This window comes from Halanaerobium sp. ST460_2HS_T2, assembly GCF_003337665.1.
Taxonomy (GTDB): domain Bacteria; phylum Bacillota; class Halanaerobiia; order Halanaerobiales; family Halanaerobiaceae; genus Halanaerobium; species Halanaerobium kushneri.
In genome coordinates, this window is record NZ_QPJF01000007.1 from 72368 (window position 1) to 92306 (window position 19939).

At 34.4% G+C, this 19939-nt stretch carries 19 protein-coding genes; all 19 read right to left on the bottom strand.

Features of this window, described 5'->3' with window-relative positions:
• Window positions 1-31: 31 nt before the first annotated feature.
• The 19 genes from DFR80_RS04880 to deoC all read right to left on the bottom strand — a co-directional run bounded on the left by DFR80_RS04880 (window position 32) and on the right by deoC (window position 19898).
• Window positions 32-691 (bottom strand): lipopolysaccharide assembly protein LapB, encoded by a 660-nt coding sequence (locus DFR80_RS04880; RefSeq protein WP_114489355.1) that lies wholly within the window; start codon window positions 689-691, stop codon window positions 32-34.
• 18 nt (window positions 692-709) lie between these two features.
• Window positions 710-1786 carry a Fic family protein gene (locus tag DFR80_RS04885; RefSeq protein WP_114489356.1) on the bottom strand — a complete coding sequence of 359 codons (1077 nt, stop codon included), beginning with the start codon at window positions 1784-1786 and terminating at the stop codon, window positions 710-712.
• Window positions 1787-1902: 116 nt separating this feature from the next.
• The gene (locus DFR80_RS04890; RefSeq protein WP_076545577.1) at window positions 1903-2097 is read right to left on the bottom strand and encodes a YwbE family protein; all 195 of its coding nucleotides are present in this window, start codon (window positions 2095-2097) and stop codon (window positions 1903-1905) included.
• A gap of 97 nt (window positions 2098-2194) precedes the next feature.
• A complete protein-coding gene (locus DFR80_RS04895; protein WP_114489357.1) occupies window positions 2195-3205 on the bottom strand; it encodes a zinc-binding dehydrogenase in 1011 nt (336 codons plus the stop codon).
• A gap of 122 nt (window positions 3206-3327) precedes the next feature.
• Window positions 3328-4278: an AEC family transporter gene (locus DFR80_RS04900; RefSeq protein ID WP_114489358.1), complete on the bottom strand. Its 951-nt coding sequence runs from the start codon at window positions 4276-4278 to the stop codon at window positions 3328-3330.
• A gap of 123 nt (window positions 4279-4401) precedes the next feature.
• Window positions 4402-6201 carry an L-fucose isomerase gene (locus DFR80_RS04905; RefSeq protein ID WP_114489359.1) on the bottom strand — a complete coding sequence of 600 codons (1800 nt, stop codon included), beginning with the start codon at window positions 6199-6201 and terminating at the stop codon, window positions 4402-4404.
• A gap of 94 nt (window positions 6202-6295) precedes the next feature.
• A complete protein-coding gene (fucU, locus tag DFR80_RS04910; protein WP_076545581.1) occupies window positions 6296-6730 on the bottom strand; it encodes an L-fucose mutarotase in 435 nt (144 codons plus the stop codon).
• A 148-nt stretch (window positions 6731-6878) separates the two neighbouring features.
• Entirely contained in the window at window positions 6879-7820 is a 942-nt protein-coding gene (locus tag DFR80_RS04915; RefSeq protein ID WP_076545582.1) for an ABC transporter substrate-binding protein, read from the bottom strand.
• A gap of 58 nt (window positions 7821-7878) precedes the next feature.
• Window positions 7879-8850 carry an ABC transporter permease gene (locus DFR80_RS04920; protein WP_076545583.1) on the bottom strand — a complete coding sequence of 324 codons (972 nt, stop codon included), beginning with the start codon at window positions 8848-8850 and terminating at the stop codon, window positions 7879-7881.
• 24 nt (window positions 8851-8874) lie between these two features.
• Window positions 8875-10371, bottom strand: a complete 1497-nt coding sequence (locus tag DFR80_RS04925; RefSeq protein ID WP_114489360.1) for a sugar ABC transporter ATP-binding protein — start codon at window positions 10369-10371, stop codon at window positions 8875-8877.
• A gap of 52 nt (window positions 10372-10423) precedes the next feature.
• A complete protein-coding gene (locus DFR80_RS04930) occupies window positions 10424-11416 on the bottom strand; it encodes a LacI family DNA-binding transcriptional regulator (protein ID WP_076545584.1) in 993 nt (330 codons plus the stop codon).
• A 433-nt stretch (window positions 11417-11849) separates the two neighbouring features.
• On the bottom strand, window positions 11850-12521 hold the full coding sequence (locus tag DFR80_RS04935; protein WP_114489361.1) for a transaldolase family protein: 672 nt from the start codon (window positions 12519-12521) through the stop codon (window positions 11850-11852).
• 14 nt (window positions 12522-12535) lie between these two features.
• Entirely contained in the window at window positions 12536-13045 is a 510-nt protein-coding gene (gene rbsD / locus DFR80_RS04940) for a D-ribose pyranase (RefSeq protein WP_076545586.1), read from the bottom strand.
• 100 nt (window positions 13046-13145) lie between these two features.
• A complete protein-coding gene (locus tag DFR80_RS04945; RefSeq protein ID WP_076545587.1) occupies window positions 13146-14108 on the bottom strand; it encodes an aldo/keto reductase in 963 nt (320 codons plus the stop codon).
• A gap of 85 nt (window positions 14109-14193) precedes the next feature.
• Complete coding sequence (gene xylB / locus DFR80_RS04950) at window positions 14194-15720, bottom strand: xylulokinase (protein ID WP_114489362.1); 1527 nt, start codon at window positions 15718-15720, stop codon at window positions 14194-14196.
• Between the two features lie 57 nt (window positions 15721-15777).
• Window positions 15778-16695: a ribokinase gene (gene rbsK / locus DFR80_RS04955; RefSeq protein WP_199505776.1), complete on the bottom strand. Its 918-nt coding sequence runs from the start codon at window positions 16693-16695 to the stop codon at window positions 15778-15780.
• Between the two features lie 15 nt (window positions 16696-16710).
• Window positions 16711-17676 carry an ABC transporter permease gene (locus DFR80_RS04960; RefSeq protein ID WP_076545589.1) on the bottom strand — a complete coding sequence of 322 codons (966 nt, stop codon included), beginning with the start codon at window positions 17674-17676 and terminating at the stop codon, window positions 16711-16713.
• A 23-nt stretch (window positions 17677-17699) separates the two neighbouring features.
• The gene (locus tag DFR80_RS04965) at window positions 17700-19196 is read right to left on the bottom strand and encodes a sugar ABC transporter ATP-binding protein (RefSeq protein WP_233493726.1); all 1497 of its coding nucleotides are present in this window, start codon (window positions 19194-19196) and stop codon (window positions 17700-17702) included.
• Between the two features lie 33 nt (window positions 19197-19229).
• Complete coding sequence (gene deoC, locus DFR80_RS04970; RefSeq protein ID WP_076545590.1) at window positions 19230-19898, bottom strand: deoxyribose-phosphate aldolase; 669 nt, start codon at window positions 19896-19898, stop codon at window positions 19230-19232.
• Window positions 19899-19939: the final 41 nt, after the last annotated feature.

The window sequence follows — 19939 nt, forward strand, 5'->3', positions numbered from 1 at the left end:
TTCGTACCTACTTTTTAGTGCATTTATTTTACTATCTTAAAACCTGTTTTAAATTCCGTTTAAAAACTTCATTTTCTGGCTCTCTTTCGATTGCTTTTTTAAAAAATTCTGCCGCAAGTTCTTTATTGCCTAGATTATTATTGTAAATTGCCCCAATCTGATTATAGACATAACCAGTTTTATCATAATGTTCTACTGCTTCAATTAAAAGCTTAACTGCTTTTTTCCAGTTTTCTTGCTTCTGTTCTTCAATCGATTCTTTAAGCAGCTTAAAATATTTTAGATAATTTGCTTTAAGTTCTTCACTACCGCAGATTACATCTTTTTTTGTCTGGTAAATTTTCTTTTCCGGCTCCAGTTTCAGCGCTTTTTTAATTGCCTTCTCAGCACTATCCCACTTCTGCTGCAGGATATTGACTTCAGCCAGGGTGGCCCAGAGATAATCCTGTTCGGCTTCAATCTCAATTGCTTTTTTTAAGTATTTTTCTCCCTTATTTAATTTATCCTGGCCAATTAGAGCTCCGGCCAGATTAAAATAGAGCATTTCCTGATTGAGATGGGAACTGTCCTTCAGCGGCAAGAGGATCCCTGTCGCTTCTTTATAATAACCGTTATCCAATTTTTTAATTCCTGCTTTAAAAGCCTTTTTGTCCTTCATTTTTTGAAAAAATCCTTTAATTTTATTCAGCATTTTATCACCCTTTGTTTATTATTTTTGATTCATCTTTTTAATAAGTTCAAATAATCTTATATTTTTATAAATTTTTTCTCTGCCTAATTTTTCAGAACTTAAAAACCCCTTATTTTCAAGGGTTGAAAGATAATTAGAAGCAGTTTTACGTGTTACCCCAAGTCCCTCCTGAATATATGAAATTTTTGTATAAAATTCTATAAATAAAAGTTCCAAAAGTTCTCTTGAATAAATTTTTGGGACCTTTTGCTGCATCTCGAGAGCAGTTTCTTCAATTAAAAGATTAATTTCTTTTAAGATATTTAAGCTTGTCCTGGCTGTTTCTGCTAAAGCTTTTAAAAAATATATAATCCACTGATCCCAGCTTTTATTTTCTCTTACTTCTTTAAATAAAGTATAATATCTATTTTTATTTTCAAGAATATACTTACTCAAATAAAGAATGGGACTGTCTAAAATATCTTTTAATACCAAATATAAAATATTGATAATTCGACCCGTTCTGCCATTTCCATCGTAAAAAGGATGGATTGATTCAAATTGATAATGAATAACTGCCATTTTAACCAGTGGATCAACTCCATCCCGGTCATCATTAATATAATTTTCTAGATTATTTAGCAGTTCTCTGATTTTTGATTCTGATTCAGGAGGAGTATAGATTACTTCTCCAGTTTGAGGATTTTTTATAACTGTTCCTGGAACTCTCCTAATCCCAGCCTTATTATTTTCGATAGTATTCTGAATCTCTATAATCATATTCGTTGTTAAAAGCTGCTTTTCTCTTATTAACTCAAATCCCCGCCAGAGAGCTCTTCTATAATTCACTACTTCTTTAGCATTGGGATTTTTATAATTATCTTTGCTAATTGCCTTAAATAATTCAGCATGAGTAGTAATAATGTTTTCAATCTCAGAACTATCCTTTGCTTCATTTATTGTGACAGAATTTATTAAAATATTTTTATTGGGGATCGTCTCTGAAAACCCCTTCAATTCAGCCAGAGCTTTATGAGAATGAATTAATTGCTTTAAAATTTGGCTCTGGTCTGGATTAAGTTCTGGAGGAAGTAATTTTAAATCATTGGCGGTCATATTCAACATCTCCTTGACTCAATTATACAGCTAATTAATTCTTATTACAATAAAACATAAGTAAAAAGCCAAAAAAATTACCCATATCGCAGAGACATGGGTAGTGATTACTTATTTTATTCAATTATTTCTTTAACTCTGCCAACCCTACCATCTTCTAGCATAACTTTAATTCCGTGCGGATGAGTTGCAGAATTGGTTAAAATTCTCTTCACAACACCCTCGGTTAAATTTCCACTGCGCTGATCCTTTTTCTGCACAACTTTAACCTTTAAACCTTTTTTAATATCTGCTCTTTTATTTCCGGCCATCATATCACCTCTAACTGCTTCTATTTTAATAACTATAGACAGTATAGCAATAATTAGTTTAAAATTAAAGCTTATTGGGAAATAGCTTTAATTTTAATCAGTCAATATTGATCAGGGTTTTAATTGTTTCATTATCTAAAGTGAATTCAAAAGCTTTCTGAACATCAGCCAGCATAAACTCTCTGCTTATAAAGTCTTCGGCATTGATAACTCCCTTTTTAATATTTTCTAAGGCAGCCGGAAAGAAGCGGTTTGGTATCGCGTGAGTTGCTCTAATCTGCAGTTTATTAAGATGAATATCATTAAAATTAAGCTCCACATTTTCACGGCCGTCAAAGCTAAAGCCAATATAGGTTAAAATTCCACCAAAGCGGAGAATCTGAACGGCGTCTTTAATTGTATAAGGGGGAGCAGTAATTAGAACTCGGTCCAGTTTTAAATTTCTCTCTTTAAAAAACTCAACTGTATCTTCTTGATCAACCTCTATAATTTCATCCACTCCAATTTTTCGTCCCAGCTCCAGCCGCTTTTTGCTGTGACTGCGGCCGGTGAGGTAGATCTTATTGACTCCAATATGTCTAGCATATGCAGCAGCCATTAAACCAATTGGTCCCGGTCCAAAAACAGCAATATCCTGTCCTGCTTCTACTTCAGCTGTGGCTATCATTTCTAGAGCCACCGTAAAAGGCTCCGCCAGGGCAGCTGCCTGAAAAGAAAGATCCTCAAATTTATAAAGACTTCTGGCTGGAACTGCAACATATTCCTGGAAGCTCAGCCGCTCTTCCATTAAAAGATTTCTAATATCTGAACAGTATTCCAGCTGGCCATTTTTGCAAAATTTACAGACTCCACAGTTTGTTGCATTGTCAATTACAACTCTATCTCCCTGTTTAAAGTCATATTCCTCACTCCTGTTTTCTACTACTTCTCCGCTTAATTCATGGCCCAGATGATGAGAAAAGGCATTTTCTTTAGCAAAAATATGCATGTCCGTACCGCAGATTCCACCTGATTTAACCCGAACTAGAACCTCTCCGGCCTGCAGTTCAGGCTTATCCATCTCAACTACTTCTAAGTTTTTTAAAGATTTTAAACGTGCAGCTTTCATTTTATCATTCCTTTCCCTTCTAGAAGTTTAATAAATAATACTCAGATAGATGACTGCCAACTAGCTGAGCCTCACTATAGAATTATCATCTAAAACATTATGTTATATAATTTATTATGCAGTTATATAATGAAACTGATTAAAACAAAAATAGCAATTGATAAGAGTGTATGCAGTGATAATGCACTATTTATATAAAGCCTATTTTTTAAATCTTCTTTTTTTATGAAAAGAGGTAAAATGAAAGGTGGAGGTAAAATTAAAACACTTAATAAGGCTCTGGAATACATCTGTGATAAAGAAAGTAAATCTGTAAATATGTACTTAGCAATCAGCAGACCAAAAATTATATAAAAAAACAATCTAATTATTACTATCCCAAATGAAAGAGATATATCCTTCAATTTAAAATCAATTTCATAACCAATAACAATTAAAATTAAAGGGATGGTTAAACTTGCCAGTAAATCTAAAGTATTTATAAGAGAAGTATAGAATAATGTTTCTCCAATCAGCCGAGTAATACCTGTAATGTTAATAAATAAAGCAGAAATAATTGAAATTATTACAGGTGATGAGATAAATGCTTTAAAAAGATTTTTAAAACCGTCATTATGTTTGTCATTTTTAAGCTGTAATAAAAAAGCTAATAAAATAAACCAGACATATAATTCCTGTCCAATATCAACTACCCCCATGAATTTAACATTATCCAAGCCATAAATTGTTCCAAACAAAGGAATTCCCAGCATTCCAACCTCAAAGCCAGTAAAAATAAGTGGTAAATATGGATCATTATTATTAATAAAAATTGCAAATAGTTTTCCTAAATAGAGCATAACCAGATTGATTATAACAATTATTAAAATGATCCAGATAAAATTTAATTGTATATTTAAAGTCAAAAAAGATGTAAACAAAACAGCGGGTAAAGAAAAATTAATAATTATTTTTTTGATTTCAACTATTGAATCTGCTTTAAGAAAGCTATTTCTTTTAAGTAAGTATCCTAAAATTAGCAGAATAAATATTGGAGCCACTTTTGGACCAATTTCTAAATATGAATTTCCCATTTGTTCACCGCCTATTTCTTATTTCAAATTATAATAACCAGCAGATCCGCTAATAAACTCCAGACCTGCTGATTATTTAATTTTATTCTATTTATATCTCAGTAGAATAATTTTGATGTCTGATTAGCCATAGAGAGGTCCAAAATTCTTACAGGCTCTATAATCAGCACTTTCTAAATCCTTGGTGCCAAAAAGGTTCCAGGCATCCGGTCTAAAGATTCTTTCTTCTCCGACATTATGCATATTGACTGGTATCCTGAGCATTGACGCCAGGGTAATTAACTGATCTCCTATATGTCCATAACTAATTGCTCCATGATTTGAGCCCCAGTTGTTCATTACTGAATAAACATCTTTAAAAGCTCCTTCTCCTGTCAGATTTGGCACAAACCAGGTTGTCGGCCAGGTTGGATCTGTTCTCTGATTTAATACTTCATGGATTTCAGGATCTATATCAACTGTGTATCCCTCTGCTATCTGCAGCACAGGACCTAATCCTTTGACGGTATTCATTCTGACCATTGTTACAGGCATACCACCTTCAGATAGAAATTGAGAAGAATAGCCTCCCCCTCTAAAGTAACCTAAGTTTGCAGGGCGCCACTCTGTAGCCTCAAGGCAGGTATCTACTTCTTCTTCACTGATATTCCAAAATTCTTTCATTACTGGATTTCCGTCTTCATCTTTCATCTTACCGGTTCCATCAAGAGTTGTTGAGCCTGAGTTGATTAAGTGGATTATTCCATTTTCAGCTCTACCAGTTAGTTTTTTTCCTGTTACTCTTTCAACAGCCTCTGGACTCCAGAAGGTTCTTACATCTGAAAAAATCTGAGCTCTATTTGTTAGAAGATGGTTAAAAAGCATCGGCACTGCATTTAAGCTGTCATTTTCAGTAGCCATTATATAAGCTTCTCTAATTCCATTCCAGTCAAAAGATGAATTAAGAATTGCCTCCATAAAGTCTCCATTAGGGAAATAATCTGTCCACTGCCGCTGTCCCTGGAATCCTGCTGCGATTGCATTATGACCCATAGCTTCCTCTCCATAACCAATTTCTTTTAATTTAGGATTACCAACCATTAAGTCTCGAGCTATCAGAGTCATTTTAACTACAAATTCCCACTGCTCATCTTTTTCATCTCTACTGAACTGCTCTTCCTCAGGATTATTATCCTTACCTTCGGTGCAGTTTTCTTTGACCCATTCCATGGCTTTTTCAAACTCTTCTTGATCATATATTTCTTCTTCTATCCTACGAGTAAACTCACTCATATCTATATATTCATTTCTCATACCTAAGTAATCCTGAAAAACCTCTTCATCTACTATGGAGCCTGCTATACCCATTGAAACTCCACCCATCGATAGATAAGACTTGCCTTTCATTGTTGCAACTGCCAGGCCAGCTTTGACAAATTTAAGTATTTTCTCTTTAACATCTTCTGGAATACTCTCATCTCCAGCGTCCTGTACATCCTCACCATAAATTTTAAAGACAGGCAGGCCCTTTTGATTATGTCCTGCTGCCGCTGCTGCCAGGTAAACAGCCCCCGGTCTTTCGGAGCCATTAAAACCCCAGATAGCTTTTGGTCTGAGAGGATTCTGATCGATGGTTTCAGTTCCATAGCACCAGGAAGGGGTTACACTTAAGGAGACACCAACACCTTCACGCTGAAACTTTTCTTCAGCTGCTGCTGCTTCTGCCACTCCACCAATAGTACTGTCAGCAATCACACATTCAACCGGCATTCCATTAGGATGTCTTAAATTTTCCTCTAAAAACTCAGCTACTCTTTCAGCCAGCCCCATCGTCTGGTCTTCTAAGGATTCCCTGACTCCTCTTTCTCTTCCATCAATGATTGGTCTAATTCCTATTTTAGGCATTGAACCTATTAGTCTTTTTTTACCTTTAAAATCACTCATTTTTTGCCTCCCTCTCATTTTTTGCAATTAATTATTAGCTTTACTCAAAAAGTTAAAAAATTATGGGCTTCATTATTTATATTAAACTTTAATTCTAATCTGTTATTATCCCTTTTTTTAAAATAATATTAGCATAAAGAGCCATTTCTCCTGTTGCAATTACTGCATAAGCTTTTTCTGCTCTTTTATAAAAATCAAATCGATCTATCTGTTTAAATTCAATTTTATCATTAGAATTATTATTAACTATCTTATTATATTTATCCCAAATCTGAGGTTTTAAGTCTTTATCTTTAACTGTAGTTTCCATCAAAATCACTGGATTATCTACATATGAATCCAGAGGAAATAATTTTAAAATAGCACTGAGCACCTCTGGAACCTTATGTCCATCTAAACGGACAACTCGCTGGCCTTTACTTTCAGCCGGAAAATTTCCATCTGCAATTACAATTTCATCTCCATGACCCATTTCCATTAAAATCTTTATTAATTCAGGACTGATAATTTTAGAAATTCCTTTTAACATAAAATAACTCCTTTTTCTGGGAAACATATTTTTTCAGAGCTGATAACTACTATGTATTTTAATAAGCCGGGCAAAATAATTAACCCGGCCTATTAAAATAAATTATTGATCAATTAAACTGATAAAATAAAGCTAAAGCGTCCTAATTTTATTCATATAGTAAAGGTTGTAGAATTTCTGAATCCATATTTCTTGCATTATAATAATAAAATCCTGTATCAATCATTTCTGGTAATTCTTCACCATTCATTGCTTTAACAGCTGCTTCTACCGCTCTATAACCAATACCGACAGGGTTCTGAGTAATAGCACCATCCATAATTCCATTTCTAATTGCATTAAGCAAAATACTTCCGGAATCAAAACCAACTGTTGCTATATCTTCCCTACCTAATTCCATTATACCATTAACAACACCTACAGCTGAACCTTCATTTGCACCAAAAAATCCATCTAAATCGGGATTTGCTTCCATAATACTCTTAGCTAAATCAGTAGATTTTAAGTGATCTCCTCCACCATATTGAACATCAACAACTTCAATTTCTGGATAGCGATTTTTCATTCTATCCAAAAATCCATCTCTTCTTTCTACACCAGTAACACTTGTCTGATCATGAACAATAACTGCTACTTTACCTTGATATCCAATTAATTCTGCCATTTTATCTGCTGCATAAGCTGAAGCTGCATAGTTATCAGTAGCAGCTGTGGTTACAGGAATATCACTATCAACACCTGAATCAAATGCAATTATTGGAATTTCTTTAGACTCTGCTTCTTCAATTAGAGGTAATGCTGCCTGAGTATCCAAAGCTGCAAAAACAAGTGCATCTGGATCTTTATCCATTGCTGTCTGCAGCATATCAATCTGAACTGCAACCTGAGATTCGCTTTCAGGACCTTCATAAGTAATTTCCACATTATAATCTTGTGCAGCTTCTTCTGCCCCCTGTCTTACTGCCTGCCAGAATTGGTGTTGAAAACCTTTAGAAACAATTGCCACATAAGGTTTATCTTGAGCAAAAGCCGTCCCAGTAAACGCCATAAAAACCGCCAACAAAACTAATAATAATGATACTTTTTTCATAAATATAACCTCCTATTATTTTTTTATAAAGCCTTTATATAGGCTTAATAACATTAAATTAAGCAGACTGCTTTCTTCTTAAAATGTCTGTATATACTGCAATAATTACAATAGCACCCGTAATAACTGTCTGCCATTCCTGCGGTATAGACAAAATTCTTAATCCATTTGTCAAAACACTCATAATAAAAGCACCAATTATTGTTCCCAATATTGTACCTTTTCCTCCACTTAAAGAAGTACCGCCAATTACAACTGCAGCAATTGCTTCTAATTCATAACCAGCTCCCAGAGCAGGTTGAGCTGAATTTAATCGGGAAGCCATAATTACACCAGCCAGACCATTAAAAAAACCGCCTAAAGCATATATAGCTATTTTCCATTTATCTACATTAACACCTGATAATCTTACTGCTTCTTCATTGCTACCAATAGCATATGTATATTTACCAAATACAGTTTTATCTAGTATAATACCTGCAATAAATGCAGCACCCAAGAAAACAAAAACTGCATGTGGAATATTCATGAATTTTCCCATTGCAATTTTTCTAAATACCGGGGTTTGCATAAAATAAATTGGCTTAGTACCAGAAATAACAAGATTCAGACCTTCAGCAACCATCATCATACCAAGAGTTGCAATAAATGGTGGTATTTTGAGTTTAGCAACTAAAGCACCATTGACAGTTCCAGCTAATGTGCCGGCAAGTAAACCTCCAAGCACTCCCATCCAGAGTGGTAATCCCATAAAAGTAATAATAACCCCTGTCATAACAGAGCCAAATGTCATTACAGTTCCAACCGAAAGATCGATCCCCCCCGTTATTATAATAAATGTTACACCAATTGCTAAAAGACCTGTTACTGCTGTAGATATAAGAATTCCAATGAAATTAGAAAATGTTGCAAAATGAGGTGAAGCAAATGAAAATACAATTATCATCATAATCAAACTAGAAAATGCAAGTAATTTTTGTTTTGAATCGGCTGAAATTAGCTTTTTCTTTTCTTTAGCATTAGCATCCATTCTATTGCCTCCAATATCTTATTTTTATTTACGCATTGTTGCAAATTTCATAATTTTTTCTTTCGTAGCTTCTTCAATACCAAGTTCTCCGGTTAATCTTCCCTCACACATAACTAAAACTCGATGGCTCATACGTAAAATTTCTGGTAATTCCGAAGAAATCATAATAATGGATTTTCCTTCTTCAACTAAATTATTTAAAAGTTTATAAATTTCATTTTTAGCACCAACATCAATTCCTCGAGTAGGTTCATCAAATATTAAAATTTCACTATCTTTATCCAACCATTTTCCAATAACAACTTTTTGTTGATTACCTCCGGATAAATTTTTAACATCTTGTTTTAAATTTGGAGTTTTAATATTTAACTGCTGTACCTGATTTTGAGCAAATTTCTTTATTTTATTTTCCTTCATAAATCCAAACTTATTCATATATTCATTCATATTTGCTAAAACAATATTAGTTGCTACATCACGGCCTAAAGCCAATCCATAACGTTTTCTATCTTCTGATAGATAACCTATACCTACTTCAACAGATTTACTGGGACTATCAATATTGACTTTTTTACCATGAATATAAATTTCTCCAGCATCAATTTCATCAGCACCAAATATAGCTCTTGCAACCTCTGTTCTTCCTGCACCGACCAAACCTGACATACCCAAAATTTCTCCCTTTTTTAAATTGAAGCTAATATCTTTAAAAGCACCTTTTCTTGTTAGATTTTTAACTTCAAGTATAACTTCATTTTCATTTTTTGAATTTTTATTACTCGAAGTCTCATATACTTCTCTTCCAACCATCATATTAATAATATTATCTATCTCAGCCTCTTTAGTCGCAACTGTATCAATATATTTTCCATTTCTCATAACTGTTATACGATCTGTTATTTGCTTTAATTCTTCTAGCCTATGTGATATGTATATAATTCCTACCCCTTCATTTCTTAATCTTCTTACAATTCTAAATAGATCTTCAATTTCCGAATCAGTCAAAGAAGCTGTAGGCTCATCCATAATTAAAACTTCTGATTGATAAGATAAAGCTTTAATTATCTCAACCATTTGCTGTTTTGCAACAGTCAAATCTTTTACTTTTGCTTGTGGATCTAAATTAATATTTAACATATCTAAAAAGTCTTTTGTTTTCTTATTCAATTTCTTCTTATCAATAAATAACTTATTTTTCTTTTCTTCTCTGCCTATAAATACATTTTCAGCCACAGTAAGATGAGGCATTAAATTTAATTCTTGATAAATAATACTTATTCCCAAATCTTGAGCTTTTTTCGGAGAATTAATCTCTACTTTTTGATTCTTATGAAAAATTTCTCCTGCATCTTCTTTATAAACTCCTGTAAGAACTTTCATCAAAGTTGATTTCCCTGCTCCATTTTCACCAACTAAAGCATGAACTTCACCTTTTTTTAAGTTGAATTTACATTTATCAAGTGCTTTAACACCTGGAAAGGATTTTTCAATGTTGTTCATTTGTATTAAATCATTTTCCACTTATTTGTCACCCCAATCTCAAATAATTATTTCAATATTAAAAAAATTATTTTTAAGTAGATTTTCTGATACACAATTCACTTTTTAGATAAATCTGCTCACTTTTATTATCCCCTCCTTCAATTTTATCTAATAATAAGTCCATTGCTGCTGTCCCCATTTTACTCGCCGGCTGAATTATAGAGGTAAAAAATGGTGAAATAACTGTTCCTGTGTCAAAATCATCAAAACATACAATAGAGATATCCTCCGGCACCCTATAATCTAAATCTTTTAGAGCATTATAAACTCCAACTGCCAAAAAGTTATTAGCTGCAAAAACTGCATCCGGTAGTTTTGATGACTGCAACATTTTTTTAGTTAAGTTATAGCCAACTTCTTTTATTGGCTTTGTACCAATTTTTATATAATCATTTTCTACATCTAAACCTGATTCTTTTAAGGCATTTATATAACCTTTTTTTCGATCTTTATATACTGACAATTCTTCTGAGGCAGAAATAAGGGCAATTTTTTTCTTCCCCTGCTCAATTAAATAATTAACAATCCGAAATGCCTCTTTTTTATTATGAATCCCGACATGACTTTTTTTGGCCCCCTTAATATTTCGATCAATTAAGACAAAGGGGATATCATTTTGTTCCAGAGGCTTAATAATATCTAAATCTGTTGAAATCGGATCAAGAATCACACCATCAACTCTTTTTTCAATAAAAGTATTAATATATTGTTTTTCTCTTTCAGAATCCTCATTTGTATTTCCATATATTACAGTAAAATTTTGAGAATTGGCTCTTTCTTCAGCACCTCTAAAAATATTCGCAAAAAAACTATTTGTAATATCTGGCAGTATTACGGCAATAGTATTTGTTTTTTTACTAACTAGACTGCTTGCGTTACTATTTGGCACATATCCTGTTTCTTTTAAAAGTTTTTCTATTTTTTCTTTTGTCTCATCTTTAACATAAGGATGATTATTAATTACTCTAGATACAGTTGTAATTGAAACACCTGCTTTTCTCGCTATATCGTATATTGTTACCATCTGAAACCCCTTTCAGATTTTTTATTAAAAAATTAAATAGTTTTATATTTTTTCTTAATTTCAAAAATATAACTTATTTTATTAAATTATTAAAATTGTTAAATGTTTTGCAACTATTTGAATTGTATAATAAATTAAAAATAATTTCAAGTTTTTTCTTAACTTTTTTTGTTTAATTCTTTTTTATGTTTGTATTATTAGCTGATTATTTTTTTATAAAAATTTATAATTCTTTTATTTTTTATTATTTTTACTTTTAGTCATTTTACATAAATCAAAATTGATGATATTTTAGCCTGATAAATCAATTTTCCAGCCGGAAGAATAACAATCCTGCCTAAATTTAAGGGCAGGATTGTCTGAATTACAGCTTAGCAAAAAAATAGCAATTTCAGTTCTGAAATTATTTCGATTAAAGACTGTAATTTAAATTCTATTTTAATTTTGAGTCAAGATTATAATTTTTAAATTTATTGATCCAGTCATCTCTAAACATTTCTACAGCCTGATCAGTCAGGGGATGTTGATGAGATTGAATAAGTATTTCCGGACTCAATGTCATCGCCTGAGCACCAGTTCTAATCAGTTCTTTAACCTGGTTAGCATTTTTTATACTGGCTGTAATTATTTTTGCTGAAAAGTCGTTAAGCTCAACCATCTCCTGCATTTCTCTGACCATTTTAACACCAGACTGTTCTACTCTATCCAGCCTGCTGACATAGGGAGCCAGATAAGCTGCTCCTGCTTTGGCTGCACTGAAAGCCTGAGTCACAGTAAAGATAGCTGTTGCGGTAATTTTAATTTTCTCTGTGTCAAGTTCCTTTATTGCCGCCAGTCCCTGCTGACTGACCGGAATTTTAACCACAATTTTTTCTGAAATTGAATGCAGTTTTTCAGCCTCTTTAATTATTTCTTCCTTTTTTTCTGATAAAACCTGAACATGAAGATGCTTTTTGCTTAACTTTAATAGTTCATCCAGTAGAGGAAATAGTTCTTTATCTTCAGCAGCAACAATAGATGGATTAACTGTAACTCCATCCAGAGGAAGCCACTGATTTAATTCTTTTATTATTTCTACATTTGCACTATCAACATAAAGCTCCATAGATTACCTCCTAGCTATTCTTCCTCACTCTTATAAAACATATCTCTCTTTCCTGTTTCTTCAATATCTTTAATCCGCTTTTTATAAAAATCAGGCATTTTTAAACCTTCCTTTTCAAACCAGGCATAAGGATCTGTTCCTGCCTGCAGCACAATATTTCCCCAGGGATTATAGTCGCCGGTTCTGATTATTGCCCGCGCTTCATAGGCAATTTCATTTAAAATTCTTTCATGTGAAATTTCTTCAAAGTCGACTTCCGGAAAGATTCTTTCCAATTCAGCATAGAGAGGTGCGTTATTTTCAGGTACTTCAAAAGCAAACATTACCTTTTCACTAATAAATTCCTCATTGATAGTACTCAAAACTGTTGGCAGATCAGGAATTCCTTTTTTCAAAGAGAGGTCAACACAGTCAGCTTCTTCTGGAATCGGAAAGCCGGCATCACAGACTAATAAATACTGTCCATGCCCCAGACTGGCCAAAATTCTGCTAATTTCACGGTTTAAAATACCCTTGCGTTTCATAATATCATTCCCCTTTCGATAAATTAGACTCTCAGAATAATTTTCTTAAAATTATTTATGGCTGAAACTAATATTCAGATAATCAAAAACTTAAATCAACTTATTCCTCTAGAATATTGTCAATCTCAGTTCTTATCTCCGGATCCAGCTCCCAATCAAAGGCTCTGACATTTTCTCTAACCTCTTCCACATTAGTTGGGCCGGCAATAATTGTCGAAATTCCTTTTTTAGCAGCAAGCCAGTTTAAAACCAGCTGCACCATCGGTTTTCCTAACTTTTTAGCAATTTTTCTAACCTCAGCCGCTTTTTTTAGATTATGCTGAAGCTTTTCACCTCTAAGTTCGGGATTGGCTGTTCTTACATCACCATTATTAAGTCTTTCGATTTCAAAACTGTCGGTTAATAATCCCTGACAGAGCGGACTGTAGGGAATTACACCCAGTTCATTTTCTGCAGCATAGGGTAAAATTTCTGTCTCTGTTCTGTAGTTTAGGGGTAAATCGTGATAGTGATCAGAATTTCTGTCTATCATATTATATAGAACCTGGTCACTTACAATTTCCCCATATTTTCGGGCCTCTTTGATCAAAAATACATTATAATTACTTAAGCCTATATTGCGGATCTTTCCCTTTTCTTTTAGCTCGTTTAAGGTAGAAATTGTTTCTTCTAAAGGGGTATTCGGATCGGGCCAATGCAGCTGATAGAGGTCCAGATAATCTATATCCAGCCTGCCTAAAGTCAAATCAATTTCTTCTAAAATACTCTTACGCGAAAGATTGCGGGTTATTCTTTTGGAATCATCCCAGCGCAGTCCGCATTTGCTGGCAATATAAATCTGATCTCTTTTTCCGTTGATAGCTTCACCGAGCACTTTTTCTGCATGGCCAAAACCATAGACCGGAGCCACATCAAAGAAATTTACCCCCAGCTCAATCGCTTCTCTAATTGTTTCTACAGAACTTTTATCGTTAGCTTCTGTCCAGTCATTCCCCACCGGCCAGCAGCCAAAGCCCAGAACTGAGACTTCTAAATCAGAACTACCTAATTTTCTATAAAGCACTTTAACCCCTCCAATTTATCAACACTAAAAATTAAATTCTCAGCTTTTTAAAATTATTTCGATCCAAATTCCAGTTTAAGCAATCCTAATCAATTTTCGAAAGGCTGTCATAGACCCCGACAAGAGATAAATAGGCATCTTTAAAGACCGGATAAAGCTTTTTGTACTTCTCCACATTCTTTGGATCTGGCAACTGTCTTTCCACTATCGGATTTAATTCTTCTGCTACCTCAACTCCGGAGAAAATTCCGACTCCAACTCCCCCGGCAATTGCTGCCCCAAGAGAAGTAGCTTCTTCCAGAATTTCTGGCATTAAAACTTCCTTATCATAGATATCGGCCATTATTTTGCGCCAGGTTCTGCCCTTTGCTCCACCACCAATAACTCTAATCTGAGAAAAATCAATTTCATTTTCAAAGATTTTACTGATTATTTTAAGGTTGAAAGTAACTCCTTCCAAAACTGATCGGATTATATCTTTTCTGTCGTGTCTTAAAGTCAGACCAATAAAGGCTCCCCTGGCATTTGGATTCCAGTGGGGACTTCTCTCTCCCATCAAATAGGGTAAATAAAGAAGGTTATTGGCACCGGGATTTGAATCTTCTACTGAAAGATTCATCAGCTCATAAACACTAAGATCTAAATTCTGAGCAGCCTGCTCTTCTACCTGACAGAGAGTGTTTTTTAACCAGTTATAGGAGGCTCCGGCCGACTGCATGGTTCCACAGGGCATATACATTTCAGGGTCCATATGGATCCAGTTAAAAGTTTGCTGCTCTGGATCTAAAATTGGCTTTTCGGTGGCCAGGGCAATCCAGGAAGATGAACCAATATAATTATAGGCACTTCCCTCTCTGACAACTGCAGCTCCAACTCCTGCTGCCGCCCCATCTCCAGAACCTAAAACTACCGGTGTACCTTCCTTAAGGCCTATCTCTTCGGCAGCTTCTTTTTGGACTTTACCTATAATGTCAAAAGATGATCTCACCTCCGGCAGTTTCTCCTTATCCAGGCCAACTGCAGAAATTATTTCGGCTGACCATTCTTTTTTATTAATATCATAGAGGTTCATACCTGAGGCATCAGAGTAATCTGTTACAAATTCACCGGTCAGCTTATTAACTATATAATCTTTGGCATGAACAAACTTATATGTTTTCTCATAAATTTCGGGCTGATTATCCATAATCCACATTATTTTTTCTACCGAATAAGCGGGGCTAACTCGATGCCCTGTTATCTGATAAACCTTTTCTGCTCCTACTTTATCTCTGAGTTTATCTGCCTGCTTTGTACTTCGCTGGTCAGCCCAGATAATTGAACGACGCAGAGGATCTCCATTCCTATCTAAGGGCAGACAGCCCATCATTTGAGCACTAAAACTAATGACAGCAATTTCTTCTTTTTTAATTCCGCTTTCAGAAATCAATTTCTTTGTTGACTTACAGACTGCCTGCCACCAGTCAGCCGGATTCTGTTCCGCCCAGTTAACCTCTGGATAAAAAGTTTCATATTCAGATAAATGACTGCCAACAAGCTGACCCTCACTATTATATAAAGTTGCTTTATTTCCTGTTGTACCAAAATCATGGGCTAAAATATATTTCCCCATAATATAATACCTCCTGTTTGATCAGATAATGTTTAAAACTTTTTATTTAGCATTTATCTATTCAAAGTATTTTTCAAAATCTTCTCTGCTGTAAAAAGATTTCTGGGTGCCTGTATTAAGAGTTGAGAGGGCAGCATATTTATTGGCCATCTCCATAGCTTTTAAAATATCTTTTGTTTCTGCATAGAAATTTGCAAAACTGCCAATAAAAGCATCTCCAGCACCTGTTGTATCCTTTGGTTCAATCTGATAAGCGGGAACTAATTCTGTAATATCTTTTGAGACCAGCAGTGAACCCTTTTCTCCCATAGTTACAATTATTTTTTCAAGTTCCTGGGTTAAAAGTGACTCCGCAGCTTTTTTAATATTTTCCAGACTATCAACCGGCATTTTGGTAATTGTTTCTAATTCTGTTTCATTGGGAATAAAAATCGAAGCTTTTTTGACATATTTAAAGTCCAGTTCTGCAGCCGGAGCCGGGTTTAAAATAACCGGTATCTCATTTTCAACTCCAAAATCGATAGCATGATATACTGTCTCCAGCGGAATTTCTAACTGCAGTAGAATAAAGTCACTGCCCAGAATTTTATCTTTAGCTCTATCTATATCAGCTGGCTTTAAATGGGCATTGGCTCCTTTGACAATTAAAATTCTGTTATTACCATCTTTATCAACAAAAATTGGAGCAACTCCACTGGTAGTATTTTTAACCACTTCAACATATTCTGTATCAATACCGAAACTCTTAAAATTCTTAATTACTTCTCTACCAAATAATCCATCTCCAACTTTGGAAAGCATCACTACCTCAGATCCAATCTTAGCTGCCGCAACAGCCTGATTGGCTCCTTTACCACCAAAGCCAAGATCAAAATCAGGAGCTTCAATTGTCTCTCCCAGACGAGGCATCCGATTAATGTTTGTAATTAAATCCATCATATTGCTGCCGATAACTGTAATTTTTGTTTTAGACAAATTGATCCCTCCTGCCTATTGTTTTTTCCGTACCTGATCAAATAATACTGCCAGCACTATCAGTAAACCTGTAGCCATTCTAAGCCAAAATGGGTCAACACCAAGTAAGTTTCCACCATTGCGGAGAGTTGACATAATCAGGGCACCAATAATGGTACCTAAAACTGAACCTTCAGCCCCGGATAAACTTGCTCCCCCAATTACAACCGAAGCAATTGCATCCAGCTCATACATATTACCAGAAGTAGGGATTCCAGAAGATAAGCGAGAAGTAAGCATAATTCCGGCTACCCCGGAAAGAAAAGCATTTAACATATAGATTGCATAATAATTTACCCGCATATTAATACCGGATAATCTTGCTACTTCATCACTGCTTCCAATTGTATAAACATTGCGGCCAAAACGAGTTCTAGTTAAAACAAAAAAGGCTGCTGCAACTACTACTATCAAAACAATTGTCAGCATTGGAATTCCCAGAAATGTAACCTGAGCAAAATTGATAAAAGACCTGGGCAGTCCGGTTAAAATCTGACCTCCACTTAAAAGCAGGGCAAGGCCTCTTGCCATACTCATCATACCTAAAGTGGCAATAAAAGGAGGTACATTACCCTCATAGATAAACATTCCGGAGACAGCCCCTAAACCCAGACAAATTAAGAGAGTAATTAAAACTGCTAGCAGAATTGGAGTCCCATTAATTAAGAGCATACTTACTATAATACCACTTGCGCCAACAATGGAACCTACAGATAAATCAATACCACCAGAAATAATTACAAAAGTCATACCGGTAGCTACAACTGCAATAACTGATGTCTGCCGTACCAGGTTAAAAATATTATTATAGGTAAAAAAGTATGGACTTAAAATAGACAATATTCCCCACATTACAAATAAAACCAGAAACAAAGTGGCTTTAGAAAGATTGTTTTTAAAATAATTAAGTAACTTATTATCTTGTACTGTTTTTTCTTCCACTTTAAATACACCATCCTTTTAATTTATACAGTAGCTAATTGTAATAATTTTTCTTCAGTAGCTTCTTCTCTATCTAAAATACCTGTAATTTCACCTTCTGAAATTACAGCAATCCTGTCACATACCCCCAATAATTCAGGAAGATAAGAAGAAATGAATATTATAGCTTTATCATTTTTTAATAAGTCAGCCATCAATTTATAAATTTCTTTTTTTGCACCAATATCAATACCTACCGTTGATTCATCAAAAAAGAGAATTGAAGCATCAACATTTAACCATTTTGCAATAACCACCTTCTGCTGGTTACCTCCACTTAAAAACTTTACTTTCTGTCTTATCGATGGAGTTTTAATGTTTAGTTCATCAACATTTCTTTTAGTTTCTTTTTCTTCTTTCTTTTTATCAAGAACTCCCAAATTGCTTGAATAAATTGAGCTAACTAGAGTACAGTTATCCTGCACACTCAGCGGTAAGGCCAGTCCCTGTTTCTGTCTGTCTTCTGGAATCAATCCAATTCCTGCTTTAATAGAGTCAATTGGCTTTCTAATTTTTATTTCCTTTTGATTAATCTTAATTTCTCCCGAATCAATCTTATCAGCACCAAAAATTGTCCGTAGAAGTTCAGTTCTACCGGCTCCAATTAAACCAAAGAAGCCCAGTACTTCTCCCTTGTGTAGTTCAAAAGAGGCATTTTTAACATTTTTACCACTATTGAGATTATTCACTTCCAGAATCTTTTCGCCTTTTTCAATCTCCTCTTTATAATATAAATCACCAATTTCTCGTCCAACCATCATAGTGATTAAATCATCTTCTTTAACTTCCGAAATTTCTCTGCTTCCAATATACTTGCCATCTCTAAGAACAGTTACCCGATCACAGACCTCAAATACCTCATCAAGTCTGTGATTAACGTATATAATGGAAACTCCCTTTTCTCTCAGGTCCAGCATTGTATCATGAAGTTCCTCTGTCTCCTTTTCAGCCAGTAAAGCGGTTGGCTCATCAAAGATCAAAATATTTGCCTCATGAGAAATAGCCTTTGAGATAGCAACCATTTCCTGCTGTACATTAGTTAAAGTATCTAATCTTGCTCTGGGATTGATTTCATCTAAATCAAGTGATTTAAGTAATTTTGCTGTTTCCTGATACATATATTCCCAATTAACTATGCCATTTTTTGTTGGCTGCTGACCTAAGAATATATTTTCTGCTACAGACAGCTTGGGAGCAAGCATCATATGCTGATAAACTGCTGCCAGGCCGTGTTCTTCAGCCATGATAGGATTATTAATTTCTACTTTCTTTCCGTTTAAAAGGATATCTCCACTTTCTGAGTCTTTTTGATGAACCCCCATTAATATTTTAAGCAGGGTCGATTTACCCGCGCCATTTTCTCCTACCAGACCATGTATTTCACCTTTTTTTACTTTAAAATTAACCTGATCAAGAGCTTTGACTCCCGGGAAAGTTTTAGTAATATTTTCCATTTCTACTGCATATTCTTCTTGAGACAATGACTTTCCTCCTTCCATCAATCATAATAATTTTTATTCATCCAGTTCTGCAATAATCTTGAGACCTGAACTGCTTCCAATTCGGGAAGCACCCGCTTCTATCATTTTTTTATAATCAGCCAGTGTCCTTACTCCTCCAGCCGCTTTAACTTTCTTTTGATCACCAACAACTTCTTTCATTATTTTTACATTTTCTGCTGTTGCCCCTTCGGGACCAAAACCGGTAGATGTTTTAATATAATCAACTTCCTTAATTTCCAGACAAATTTCTGCCAGTTTTCTTATTTCATTTTCTGTTAAATAACAGGTTTCAAAAATGACTTTAAAAGTAATATCTTTACAGACTTCAGCTACCTGTTGAATATCGTCTTTAACTTTATTCCAGTTATGATCTTTTACAGCAACAATATTAACTACCATATCTAATTCTGTTGCTCCCAGTTCAATTTCTTCTCTGGCTTCAAATACTTTTGCGGCTGTTGTATTATAGCCGAGTGGAAAACCAACTGTACCATCAATTTCTACACCTGTCCCTGCCAGCTTTTTAGCTGCATATTCAACAAAATCAGGAGCAATTGCTACAGAAGCAAATCCATATTCGGCTGCCTCCTCGCATAATTTCTCTATATCTGCCATTCTTCCATCTGGATTTAAAAAGGTATGGTCAATTGTTTTAGCGATTTCTTCTTTGGTAAAGTTCATTAAATTACCCCCTCGATCATATTAAATTAAAATAAACAAAA